Origin of the sequence: Lysobacter sp. CA196 (assembly GCF_052078695.1) — a bacterium.
GTDB lineage: Bacteria > Pseudomonadota > Gammaproteobacteria > Xanthomonadales > Xanthomonadaceae > Lysobacter.
The window spans coordinates 81,664-93,803 of the sequence record NZ_JBQJIN010000006.1; the positions used below are offsets into that span (position 1 = coordinate 81,664).

At 65.5% G+C, this 12,140-nt stretch carries 12 protein-coding genes; all 12 read left to right on the forward strand.

What is annotated here, in order from left to right:
• Window positions 1-14: 14 nt before the first annotated feature.
• Window positions 15-371 carry an NADH-quinone oxidoreductase subunit A gene (locus tag ACTOWK_RS07910; protein ID WP_031370881.1) on the forward strand — a complete coding sequence of 119 codons (357 nt, stop codon included), beginning with the start codon at window positions 15-17 and terminating at the stop codon, window positions 369-371.
• Window positions 362-949 carry a NuoB/complex I 20 kDa subunit family protein gene (locus tag ACTOWK_RS07915; RefSeq protein WP_435395773.1) on the forward strand — a complete coding sequence of 196 codons (588 nt, stop codon included), beginning with the start codon at window positions 362-364 and terminating at the stop codon, window positions 947-949. The genes ACTOWK_RS07910 and ACTOWK_RS07915 overlap by 10 nt, the downstream gene beginning before the upstream one ends.
• Window positions 946-1,665, forward strand: a complete 720-nt coding sequence (locus ACTOWK_RS07920) for an NADH-quinone oxidoreductase subunit C (RefSeq protein ID WP_441329641.1) — start codon at window positions 946-948, stop codon at window positions 1,663-1,665. The genes ACTOWK_RS07915 and ACTOWK_RS07920 overlap by 4 nt, the downstream gene beginning before the upstream one ends.
• Window positions 1,665-2,975: an NADH-quinone oxidoreductase subunit D gene (locus tag ACTOWK_RS07925; RefSeq protein WP_441329642.1), complete on the forward strand. Its 1,311-nt coding sequence runs from the start codon at window positions 1,665-1,667 to the stop codon at window positions 2,973-2,975. Before ACTOWK_RS07920 ends, ACTOWK_RS07925 begins: the two co-directional genes overlap by 1 nt.
• Before the next feature lie 157 nt (window positions 2,976-3,132).
• Window positions 3,133-3,660: an NADH-quinone oxidoreductase subunit NuoE gene (gene nuoE / locus ACTOWK_RS07930; RefSeq protein ID WP_057970500.1), complete on the forward strand. Its 528-nt coding sequence runs from the start codon at window positions 3,133-3,135 to the stop codon at window positions 3,658-3,660.
• 11 nt (window positions 3,661-3,671) lie between these two features.
• On the forward strand, window positions 3,672-5,036 hold the full coding sequence (nuoF, locus tag ACTOWK_RS07935) for an NADH-quinone oxidoreductase subunit NuoF (protein WP_441329643.1): 1,365 nt from the start codon (window positions 3,672-3,674) through the stop codon (window positions 5,034-5,036).
• A gap of 133 nt (window positions 5,037-5,169) precedes the next feature.
• Window positions 5,170-7,401 (forward strand): NADH-quinone oxidoreductase subunit NuoG, encoded by a 2,232-nt coding sequence (gene nuoG / locus ACTOWK_RS07940; protein WP_441329644.1) that lies wholly within the window; start codon window positions 5,170-5,172, stop codon window positions 7,399-7,401.
• A 5-nt stretch (window positions 7,402-7,406) separates the two neighbouring features.
• The gene (gene nuoH / locus ACTOWK_RS07945) at window positions 7,407-8,483 is read left to right on the forward strand and encodes an NADH-quinone oxidoreductase subunit NuoH (protein ID WP_441329645.1); all 1,077 of its coding nucleotides are present in this window, start codon (window positions 7,407-7,409) and stop codon (window positions 8,481-8,483) included.
• Between the two features lie 13 nt (window positions 8,484-8,496).
• Window positions 8,497-8,985 carry an NADH-quinone oxidoreductase subunit NuoI gene (gene nuoI, locus ACTOWK_RS07950; protein WP_031370873.1) on the forward strand — a complete coding sequence of 163 codons (489 nt, stop codon included), beginning with the start codon at window positions 8,497-8,499 and terminating at the stop codon, window positions 8,983-8,985.
• Window positions 8,986-8,996: 11 nt separating this feature from the next.
• Window positions 8,997-9,650: an NADH-quinone oxidoreductase subunit J gene (locus ACTOWK_RS07955; protein WP_441329646.1), complete on the forward strand. Its 654-nt coding sequence runs from the start codon at window positions 8,997-8,999 to the stop codon at window positions 9,648-9,650.
• Window positions 9,647-9,973: an NADH-quinone oxidoreductase subunit NuoK gene (gene nuoK / locus ACTOWK_RS07960; RefSeq protein ID WP_441329647.1), complete on the forward strand. Its 327-nt coding sequence runs from the start codon at window positions 9,647-9,649 to the stop codon at window positions 9,971-9,973. Before ACTOWK_RS07955 ends, nuoK begins: the two co-directional genes overlap by 4 nt.
• A 6-nt stretch (window positions 9,974-9,979) precedes the next feature.
• Window positions 9,980-12,121 carry an NADH-quinone oxidoreductase subunit L gene (gene nuoL, locus ACTOWK_RS07965; RefSeq protein WP_441329648.1) on the forward strand — a complete coding sequence of 714 codons (2,142 nt, stop codon included), beginning with the start codon at window positions 9,980-9,982 and terminating at the stop codon, window positions 12,119-12,121.
• The last annotated feature ends 19 nt before the right edge of the window (window positions 12,122-12,140 follow it).

Sequence of the window (12,140 nt, forward strand, 5' to 3'; positions counted from 1 at the left end):
CGAGAGAACACCGCGTGCTGGCCGAATACCTGCCGACTCTGTTGTTCCTGATCGTCGCCAGCGTCATTGGCGTCGCCCTGTTGGTAGTAGGCAATACGCTCGGACCCAAGCGTCCGACTGCGGAGAAACTGTCTCCGTACGAATGCGGCTTCGAAGCCTTCGAAGACGCGCGCATGCAATTCGACGTGCGCTACTACCTGATCGCCATCCAGTTCATCATCTTCGACCTGGAAATCATCTTCATCGTGCCTTGGGCCACGGTGTTCCGAGACCTCGGACCGATCGGCCTGATCGAGATGGGCATTTTCGCCAGCATGCTCCTGCTCGGCTTCGTTTACGTCTGGAAGAAGGGAGCGCTCGAATGGGAGTGATCCAAACCGTTGGCGACAAGGTTTCGGGCTTGATGCACAACCCGATCCCGGAAGGCCGCCTCGACGACATCCTGCGCCCGGAAGGCGAAAATCCGCTGCTGCAGCAGGGTTTCGTCACGACCAATCTGGACACTCTCTGGAACTGGGCGCGCACCGGCTCGATGTGGCCGATGACCTTCGGTCTGGCCTGCTGCGCGGTCGAGATGATGCACGCCGGCGCCTCGCGCCTGGACCTGGACCGCTACGGCGTGGTGTTCCGCCCGTCGCCGCGCCAGTCCGACGTGATGATCGTCGCCGGCACCCTGGTCAACAAGATGGCCCCGGCGTTGCGCAAGGTCTACGACCAGATGCCCGACCCCAAGTGGGTGATCTCGATGGGCAGCTGCGCCAACGGCGGCGGCTACTACCACTATTCCTATGCGGTCGTGCGCGGCTGCGACCGCGTGGTGCCGGTCGACGTCTACGTGCCCGGCTGCCCGCCGACCGCCGAAGCGCTGGTCTACGGCATCCTGCAGTTGCAGCGCAAGATCCGCCGCGGCACCAATTTCGGCGAGCACAAGCAGGGCGTCCGCGAATGAGCACTGCGAACCTTGCCGAGCGTCTGCGCGAACGCTTCGCCGACGCTCTGGTCGTCGTGGCCGAACCGCGCGGCGAACTGACCCTCGAAGTCTCGCCGGCCGCCTGGCTGGCCGCGGCGCGCGCCTTGCGCGACGAGTTCGGTTTCGAGCAATGCGTCGACGTCAGCGGCGTCGACTACCTCAGCTATGGCGGCGACGAGTGGGACACCGACGTTTCGTCGGAAGGTTTCTCGCGCGGCGTCGAAGGCAAGAGCGCCGGCCGTTTCCGTTGGGGCGAGTCGCCCAATGGCGACGCCTCGACGCCGGAGCGCCGCTTCGCCGCGGTCGCTCATTTGCTGTCGTATCAGCACAATCTGCGCTTGCGGCTGAAGACCTTCGCCCAGAACGACGACCTACCCGTGGTTGCTTCTCTGAGCACCGTTTGGCCCGGCACTAATTGGTTCGAGCGCGAAGCCTTCGATCTGTACGGCATCATCTTCGAAGGCCATCCGGACCTGCGCCGCATCCTGACCGACTACGGTTTCGTCGGCTATCCGTTCCGCAAGGACTTCCCGCTGATCGGCAACGTCGAAGTGCGTTACGACGCCGAAAAGAAGCGCGTGGTCTACGAACCGGTTTCGATCGAGCCGCGCGTCGGCGTGCCGCGCGTAATCCGCGACGATGCGCGCTACCAGACCGCCGTCGGCGAAGCCGCCCAGCGCGGCGAGGTGAAGTGATGTCCAACCCCGCCACCACGACGCCGTTCGTCAACAGCGCCACCTCGGGCCTCAACAACGCCGAGATCCGCAACTACACGCTCAACTTCGGCCCCCAGCATCCGGCCGCGCACGGCGTGCTGCGCCTGATCCTGGAAATGGACGGCGAAGTCGTGCAGCGCGCCGACCCGCATATCGGCCTGCTGCACCGCGGTACCGAGAAGCTGGCCGAGTCCAAGCCTTTCAACCAGTCGATCGGCTACATGGATCGCCTGGATTACGTGTCGATGATGTGCAACGAGCACGCCTACGTGCGCGCGATCGAAACCCTGATGGGGATCGAGGCGCCGGAACGCGCGCAGTACATCCGCACCATGTTCGACGAAATCACCCGCATCCTGAACCACCTGATGTGGGTCGGTTCCAACGCGCTCGACCTGGGCGCGATGGCGGTGTTCCTGTACGCCTTCCGCGAGCGCGAAGAACTCATGGACTGCTACGAGGCGGTCAGCGGCGCGCGCATGCACGCGGCCTACTACCGTCCCGGCGGCGTCTATCGCGATCTGCCCGAGCGGATGCCGAAGTACAAGGAATCGCCGTGGAAGAAGGGCAGCAGCCTCAAGCGCTTCAACGAGTGGCGCGAAGGTTCGATGCTCGACTACCTGGATGCGTTCACCGACGATTTCCCCAAGCGCGTCGACGAGTACGAGACGCTGCTGACCGATAACCGCATCTGGAAACAGCGCACCGTGGGCGTGGGCGTGATCTCGCCGGAACAGGCCCTGGCCTGGGGCATGACCGGTCCGATGATCCGCGGCTCCGGCATCGCCTGGGACCTGCGCAAGAAGCAGCCTTACGCCAAGTACGCCGAGGTCGATTTCGACATCCCGGTCGGCGTCAACGGCGACTGCTACGACCGTTACCTGGTGCGCGTCGCGGAAATGCGCGAATCCACCCGCATCGTCAAGCAGTGCGTGAAGTGGCTGCGCGCCAATCCCGGCCCCGTGATCGTCGACAACTTCAAGGTCGCCCCGCCCAAGCGCGAGGAGATGAAGGACGACATGGAAGCCTTGATCCATCACTTCAAGCTGTTCTCCGAAGGCTATTGCGTGCCGGCCGGCGAGACCTATGCCGCAGTCGAGGCGCCGAAGGGCGAGTTCGCCTGCTACCTGGTCTCCGACGGCGCCAACAAGCCGTTCCGGGTCAAGCTGCGCGCGCCGGGCTTCGCCCACCTGTCGTCGATGGACGAGGTCGTCAAGGGCCACATGCTCGCCGACGTGGTGGCGATGATCGGCACCTACGACATCGTGTTCGGCGAGATCGATCGATGAAGCGGGGGCTCGGGACTCGGGACTCGGGACTCGTAGAAGCCGGCTCTGCGCTCGGTGCTGCAGCACTCTCTTTATTTTTTTTCCGCGATCTTCGGAAATCGGACTGCCGGGCCTTGCGAGTCCCGAGTCCCAAGTCCCGAGTCCCGGAGGTTCAAGCATGAAAGCGACAGGCAATTTCGAAGCCACCCAGCACGTCGATCCGATGCTCGCGCTGTCGGACCAGACGCGTGCGCACATCGATCACTGGCTGAGCAAGTTTCCGCCGGACCGTAAGCGCTCGGCGGTGCTGCAGGGCCTGCACGCGGCGCAGGAGCAGAACGGCGGTTGGTTGACCGACGAGTTGATCGCCGCGGTCGCCAAGTACCTGAGCCTGCCGCCGGTGTGGGCCTACGAGGTCGCGAGCTTCTACTCGATGTTCGAGACCGAGAAAGTCGGCCGCAACAACGTCGCTTTCTGCACCAACATCAGCTGCTGGCTCAACGGCGCCGAGGACCTGGTCCGGCACGCCGAGAAGAAGCTCGGCTGCAAGCTCGGCGAATCCACCGCCGACGGCCGGGTCTTCCTCAAGCGCGAGGAAGAGTGCCTGGCCGCGTGCTGCGGCGCGCCGGTGGTCGTCGTCAATGGTCATTACCACGAGAAGCTCGACGCGACCCAGGTCGACGCGCTGCTCGACGGTTTGAAGTGAGGTCGGCCCCGATGGCGCATCACGGACACCACGATTATTCCAAGGGCTACGGCCCGGTCGGCCCGGCTCCGCAGGAGCATCAGGTCGTCTATACGACGCTGCATTACGAAACCCCCTGGTCGTACGAGAACTATCTCAAGACCGGCGGTTACAGCGCGTTGCGCAAGATCCTCAGCGAGAAGACCGACCCGGCGCAGATCGTCGACATGGTCAAGGCCTCGGGCCTGCGCGGCCGCGGCGGCGCGGGCTTTCCGACCGGCCTGAAGTGGAGCTTCATGCCCAAGGGCAGCGGCACCCAGAAGTACATCCTGTGCAACTCGGACGAATCCGAGCCGGGTACCGCCAAGGACCGCGACATCCTGCGCTTCAACCCGCATGCGGTGGTCGAGGGCATGGCGATCGCCTGCTACGCGACCGGCTCGACCGTCGCCTACAACTACCTGCGCGGCGAATTCCATCACGAGCCGTTCGAGCATTTCGAGCAAGCGCTGAAGGAAGCCTACGAACACGGCTGGCTGGGCAAGAACGTGCTCGGCAGCGGCGTGGACATCGACATCTATGGCGCGCTCGGCGCCGGCGCCTACATCTGCGGCGAAGAAACCGCGCTGATGGAGTCGCTGGAAGGCAAGAAGGGCCAGCCGCGCTACAAGCCGCCGTTCCCGGCCAACTTCGGCCTGTACGGCAAGCCGACCACGATCAACAACACCGAGACCTACGCTTCGGTGCCGGCGATCCTGCGCAACGGCGCGGAGTGGTTCCTCAACCTCGGCAAGCCCAATAACGGCGGCCCGAAGATCTTCTCGGTCTCCGGTCACGTCAATAAGCCGGGCAATTACGAGATCCGCCTGGGCACCTCGTTCGCCGACCTGCTCGAGCTCGCCGGCGGCGTGCGCGACGGTCGCAAGCTCAAGGCGGTGATCCCCGGCGGTTCCTCGATGAAGGTGCTGCCGGCCGAGGCGATGATGGCTTGCACGATGGACTACGACTCGCTGCAGAAGGCCGGTTCCGGCCTCGGCTCGGGTGCGGTGATCGTGATGGACGAGACCGCCTGCATGGTCCGCGCCTGCCAGCGTATCGCCCGGTTCTATTTCAAGGAAAGCTGCGGCCAGTGCACGCCGTGCCGCGAAGGCACCGGCTGGATGTACCGCATGCTGACCCGGATCGTCGAGAAGCAAGCCACGCTGGACGATCTGCAGATGCTGCGCGCCGCCGCGGGCCAGATCGAAGGCCACACCATCTGCGCGTTCGGCGAAGCCGCCGCGTGGCCGGTGCAGGGCTTCCTGCATCACTTCTGGAGCGAGTTCGAGTACGCGATCGTCAACAAGCGTTTCCTGGTCGACGATCAGGCCGCCGGCAACGTGGAGATGGCGGCATGAGCCAGGTGTCGCTGGTGGGACTCGGAGCTCGGGAATCGGGCCTCGGCGTGAAGCCGAACCCGGTCGTTCGAGTGTCGCAGTTCCCGCTGTTTCGAGTCCCGAGTCCCGAGTCCCGAGTCCCGGGAGAGCCAGCATGAGCGCCCAGCCCGTCAATCCGAACCTGCCGCCGGACCACGTCACCGTCTTCATCGACGGCGTCGAGATGGCCGCGCCGAAGGGTTCGATGATCATCCAGGCCGCCGACAAGGCCGGCATCGCGATCCCGCGTTTCTGCTACCACGACAAGCTGGCGATCGCGGCGAACTGCCGCATGTGCCTGGTCGAAGTCGAGAAGATGCCGAAGCCTGCGCCGGCCTGCGCCACGCCGGTCATGGACGGCATGAAGGTCGTCACGCGCAGCGAGAAGGCGCTGAAGTCGCAGCGCAACGTGATGGAGTTCCTGCTGGTCAACCATCCGCTCGACTGCCCGATCTGCGATCAGGGCGGTGAGTGCGAACTGCAAGATCTGTCGATGGGCTACGGCCGTTCGGTCAGCCGCTTCTCCGAGCGCAAGCGCGTGGTGCCCGACGAGGACATCGGCCCGCTGGTCGCCACCGAGATGACCCGCTGCATCCAGTGCACGCGCTGCGTGCGCTTCACCGCCGAGATCGCCGGTACCTACGAGCTCGGCGGCATGTACCGCGGCGAAAACCTGCAGATCGGCACCTTCGACGGCAAGCCCCTGACCACCGAGCTGTCGGGCAACGTCATCGACGTGTGCCCGGTGGGCGCGCTGACCAACAAGGTGTTCCAGTTCAAGGCGCGTCCGTGGGAACTGACCGCGCGCGAGTCGCTTGGCTACCACGATGCCCTCGGCAGCAACCTGTTCCTGCACGTGCGCCGCGGCGACGTGCTGCGCACCGTGCCGCGCGACAACGAAGCAGTCAACGAATGCTGGCTGTCGGACCGCGACCGTTATTCGCACCAGGGCCTGTACGCGGAAGACCGCGCTCAGCGTCCCCTGGTCAAAGATAACGGCGAGTGGCGCGAAGCCTCGTGGGACGAGGCCATGGCCCGTGCCGCGAAGATCCTGGGCGACAACGGCGGCGACAACCTCGGCGTCCTCGCGCATCCGGCGACCTCGAACGAAGAGGGCGCGCTGCTCGCGCGCCTGGCCGAGGCCCTGGGTACAGGCAACCTCGATCACCGCATCTCCCAGCACGACCTGTCCGACGCCGCCGTGGCCGAGACCTTCGCCATGCCGGTCGCCGAGATCGACAAGGCCGACCTGGTGGTGATCGTCGGCAGCAACCTGCGCCACGAACTGCCGCTGGTGCATCAGCGCGTGCGCAAGGCCTTCAACCGCGGCGCCAAGGTGCACGTGGTCAATCCGGTCGACTTCGATTTCACCTTCGACATCGCCGGCAAGCGCATCGTCGCGCCGTCGCAGCTCGCCGCCGCGCTCGGCGACGAGGCGCTGCGCGAAGTCGCCAAGAACGCCACGCACGCCGCGATCATCGTCGGCGCGCTGGCCGAGAACGGCCCCTACGCCGCTGCCATCCGCGCCGCCGCGAAGGCCTTCGCCGACGCCACCGGCGCGCGTCTGTGCCGCATTCCGCAGGGCGCGAACGCGGTCGGCCTGGCCCGCCAGGGTGTGCTGCCGAGCGCACGCGATGCGCGCGGCATGCTCGACGAAGCGCGCGGCGCCTACCTTCTCTACGGCATCGAGCCGGGCCTGGATTTCGCCGACACCGCCAGTGCGCTGCGCGCGCTCGGCGCGGCCCAGGTCGTGGCCTTCAGCCATTACGCCTGCCGTTCGACCAAGGCCGTGGCCGACGTGATCCTGCCGATCGGCCTGCTACCTGAAGTCGATGCCACCCTGACCAATCTCGACGGCATCGAGCAACGCGCGGTCTCCGGCGGCAAGCTGCCGGGCGAAGCGCGTCCGGGTTGGCGCGTATTGCGCGCGCTCGGCGGCGAACTAGCCGCGAAGGGCTTCGAGTTCACCGATCTCGACGGCCTGCGCGCCGGTCTGGAAACCCGCAACGTCGTGCCGGCCGACGGCCGCGCGCCGACGGCGGCGGGCGAGGGCATGGAAGTCGCGGTCTCGACGGCGATCTACCGCAGCGACGCCACCGTGCGCCGTGCGCCCGCGTTGCAGTCGCACCCGCTTAATCTTGAGCCGCGCGCAGTGCTGCATTCCAGCGATGCCGCCGCGCTCGGTTTCTCCGAGGGCGCGGTGGGCAAGTTCAGCGCCGGCGCCGGCACCGCCACGCTGCCGGTCGCGATCAGCGACAAGGTCGCGCCGGGCACGGTCTGGATCGAAAGCGGGCACGGCGCCACCGCGCCGCTCGGCACCGCCCGCGTCAACGTGGTGAAGGCATGAGCGCGATGAACACTGCCACCGCAATCGCCCAAGTGGTCGATCCCTTCCACGCCTGGCTGGAGTCGTTCGGCATGCTCGGCACGGTCGCCTGGATCGTGTTGAAGATCCTGCTGATCGCGATGCCGGTGATCATCACCGTCGCGTTTTACGTGGTCTGGGAACGCAAGCTGATCGGCTGGATGCACGTGCGCCGCGGCCCGATGTATGTCGGCATGGGCATCCTCCAGGCCTTCGCCGACGTGTTCAAGCTGCTGTTCAAAGAAGTGATCCAGCCGACCAAGGCCGAGTCTTTCCTGTACAAGCTCGCGCCGCTGCTGACCCTGGCGCCGGCGTTCGCGGCCTGGGCGGTGGTGCCGTTCGACACCAAGCTGGTGTTGTCCAACGCCAACGCCGGCCTGCTGTACCTGCTGGCGATGACCTCGCTCGGCGTGTACGGCATCATCCTGGCCGGTTGGGCGTCGAACTCGAAGTACGCCTTCCTCGGCGCGATGCGCGCCGCGGCCCAGGTGGTTTCCTACGAAATCGCCATGGGTTTCGCCATGGTCGGCGTGATGGTCGGCGCCGGCAGCCTGAACCTCACCGACATCGTGATGGCGCAGTCCGGCAACGCCGGCGCGCTGGAGTGGTTCGCGCTGCCGATGCTGCCGTTGTTCGTGGTCTATTTCATCTCCGGCGTGGCCGAAACCAACCGCGCGCCGTTCGACGTGGTCGAAGGCGAGTCGGAAATCGTCGCCGGCCACATGGTGGAGTATTCGGGGTCGGCGTTCGCGCTGTTCTTCCTGGCCGAATACGCCAACATGATCCTGATCAGCTTCCTGACCGCGCTGTTCTTCCTCGGCGGCTGGTTGAGCCCGTTCCAGGGCCTGGGCATTCCGCTGCTGTCGGTCGACGGCTGGTGGTGGCTGCTCGTCAAGGTGTTCTTCTTCGCCAGTTGCTTCATCTGGTTCCGCGCTTCGTTCCCGCGCTATCGCTACGACCAGATCATGCGTCTGGGCTGGAAGGTCTTCATCCCCTTGACCATCGCCTGGATCTGCGTGGTCGCGGTGATGGCGTACTACGGCGTGTTCCAGCCGGGACAGTGAGACAGGCATCCTAATGAACCGCATCGTTTCCTATTTCAAGAGCCTGCTCCTGATCGAGCTTGCGCAGGGCCTTGGGCTGACGCTCAAGTACCTGTTCAAGCCCAAGTACACGCTGATGTACCCGATGGAGAAGACCCCGCAATCGCCGCGCTTCCGCGGCGTGCACGCGCTGCGCCGTTATCCCAACGGCGAAGAGCGCTGCATCGCCTGCAAGCTGTGCGAAGCGGTGTGCCCGGCGCTGGCGATCACCATCGACTCGGAGAAGCGCGCCGACGGCACCCGCCGCACCACGCGCTACGACATCGATCTGTTCAAGTGCATCTTCTGCGGTTTCTGCGAAGAGTCCTGCCCGGTCGACTCGATCGTGGAAACCCACATCCACGAGTATCACTTCGACCAACGCGGACAGAACATCGTCAACAAGCAGCAGCTGCTGGCCATCGGCGACCGTCTCGAAACCGAGATCGCCGAGCGCCGCGCTGCCGACGCCGCCTTCCGCTGAGTACACACGATATGGATCTCGCCCAGATCGCTTTCTTCGTCTTCGCCACCGCGGCCACGCTTGCGGCCGCGGCCGTGATCAGCGTCAAGAACCCGGTCCACGCTGCGCTCAGCCTGGTGCTGACCTTCTTCTCGGTGGCCTGCGTGTGGATCATCGCCGGCGCCGAGTTCCTCGGTGTGGCCTTGATTCTGGTCTACGTCGGCGCAGTGATGGTGCTGTTCCTGTTCGTGGTCATGATGCTCGACATCGACGTGGCGCCGCTGCGCGAAGGCTATGTCCGCTATCTGCCGTTCGGCCTGCTGGTCGCGGTGGTGATGCTGGCCGAGATGCTGACCCTGATCGGGGTCAAGGCCAACCTGGCCACGCCGCTGACCGCGGACGTTGCCGGCGCCTCCAACACCAAGTGGCTGGCGCACGCGCTGTTCACCGATTTCCTGCTGCCGTTCGAGATCGCTGCGGTGATCCTGACGGTGGCGGTGATCGCGGCGGTCATGCTGACCCTGCGCCGCCGCCCGGGCGCCAAGCACCAGAACCCGAGCGCCCAGGCCCGCGTCCGCGCCAGCGACCGCATCCGCATCGTCAAAATGCCCGCTGAAGGCAGGGATGCGGTCAAACCGGTGGTGCCGGCGCCCGCCGAGCCCGTCGCACAGGAGGCCAAGCCATGAACGAATTCTTCGGGGCCGGTCTCGCCTTAGGCCATTACCTCGCCCTCGGCGCGGTGCTGTTCTGCATCAGCGTCGCCGGCATCTTCCTCAACCGCAAGAACGTGATCGTGTTGCTGATGTCGATCGAGCTGATGCTGCTCGCGGTCAACATCAACTTCGTCGCGTTCTCGCGTCAGCTGGCCGATCCGGCCGGTCAGGTGTTCGTGTTCTTCATCCTGACCGTCGCCGCCGCCGAGGCCGCCATCGGCCTGGCGATCCTGGTCACGCTGTTCCGCAACCGGCGCACGATCAACGTCGCTGAAATCGACACGATGAAAGGCTGATCCGGCATGGAACCCGCAATCTCCAAGTCCATCCTGCTGGCGATCGTGCTCGCGCCGCTGCTCGGCTCGATCATCGCCGGCCTGTTCGGACGCAAGGTCGGCCGCGCCGGCTCGCACACGATCACTATCCTCGGCGTCGCCGCGAGCTGCGCGATGTCGGTGTACGTGCTCTGGCAGCTGGCCGGGCAGGGCGCCTCGCCGTTCAACGAGAACGTCTATACCTGGTTCCAGGTCGGCGGCTATGAGGCCCACGTCGGCTTCATGATCGACAAGCTGACCGCGATGATGATGGTGGTCGTCACCTTCGTCTCGCTGTTGGTCCATGTCTACACCATCGGCTACATGGCCGACGACCCGGGTTATCAGCGCTTCTTCAGCTACATCTCGCTGTTCACCTTCTCGATGCTCATGCTGGTCATGAGCAACAACTTCCTGCAGCTGTTCTTCGGCTGGGAAGCGGTAGGTCTGGTGTCGTACCTGCTGATCGGTTTCTGGTTCAAGAAGCCGACTGCGGTGTTCGCCAACATGAAGGCGTTCCTGGTCAACCGGGTCGGCGACTTCGGCTTTCTGCTCGGCATCTGCGCGGTGATGTGGGCGCTGGGTTCGCTCGACTACGGCACCGTGTTCGCCAACGCGCCGACCCTGGCCGACCGCACCATTCAGATTTGGGGCGGCGAGCACCCGATCGTCTGGTCGCTGCCGACGGTGATCTGCATCTGTCTGTTCATCGGCGCGATGGGCAAGTCGGCGCAGGTACCGCTGCACGTGTGGCTGCCCGACTCGATGGAAGGCCCGACCCCGATCTCGGCGCTGATCCACGCCGCGACGATGGTCACCGCCGGCATCTTCATGGTCGCGCGCATGTCGCCGCTGTTCGAGCTGTCGCAGACGGCGCTGAACTTCGTGCTCTTCATCGGCGCGACCACCGCGTTCTGGACCGGCCTGATCGGCATCGTCCAGAACGACATCAAGCGCGTGGTCGCGTACTCGACCCTGTCGCAGCTGGGCTACATGACCGTCGCGCTCGGCGTGTCGGCGTATTCGGCCGCGGTCTATCACCTGATGACCCACGCCTTCTTCAAGGCGCTGCTGTTCCTCGCCGCCGGCTCGGTCATCATCGGCATGCACCACGAGCAGGACATGCGCAAGATGGGCGGCCTGCGCAAGTACATGCCGATCACCTACTGGACCAGCCTGCTCGGCACGCTGGCCCTGGTCGGCACGCCGTTCTTCGCCGGTTTCTACTCGAAGGACACCATCATCGAGGCCGCGCACCACGCCGCGCACGGCGAGCACGCCAACTGGGTCGCCCAGTACGCCTATTGGGCGGTGCTGCTCGGCGCCTTCGTGACCGCGTTCTACAGCTTCCGCTTGCTGTACATGACCTTCCACGGCAAGGAGCGTTTCCGCGACGCGCATGCCGAACACGGTCACGACGCGCACCAAGACGACCACGCCGCGCACGCCCATGACGATCATGGTCACGGCAAACACGACGACCACGCGCACGACGACCACGGCCACCATGGTCCGCACGAGCCGCACGAATCGCCGTGGGTGGTCACCGTGCCGCTGATCCTGCTGGCGATCCCGTCGGTGCTGATCGGCTTCTTCACCGCCGGCCCGATGCTGTTCGGCACCGACTGGCTGGACTACAAGGTCAAGCAGCTGCCGTTCTTCCTCGGCGCGATCGACCTCGACGCCGCCCGCGACACCATCGCGATGGTCGGCGAGGAGGCCTGGCACGGCCCGGTGGCGTTCGCGCTGCACGGCTTCCAGGCGCCGGCGTTCTGGCTGGCCTTCTCGGGCTTCGCCCTGGCCACGGTCATGTACTGGTGGAAGCCGGAACTGCCGGCCAAGGCGCGCAAGCTGTTCGCGCTGCCGGTGCGCATCCTCGAGAACAAGTACGGCATGGACAATCTCTGGATCGACGGCTTCGCCGCCGGCGGCGTGGGCATCGGCAAGGCCTCGCGCGCGGTCGACAGCAAGTTGATCGACGGCGCCGTCGTCAACGGCGGCGCGGGCCTGGTCGGCTTCGTCGCCAACCTGACCCGCCGCGTCCAATCCGGTTATCTCTACCACTACGCCTTCGCGATGATCCTCGGCCTGATTGCATTGCTCGCCGTCGTCATCCGGTTCTGGCACTAATCCGACAAGGACACCCGAC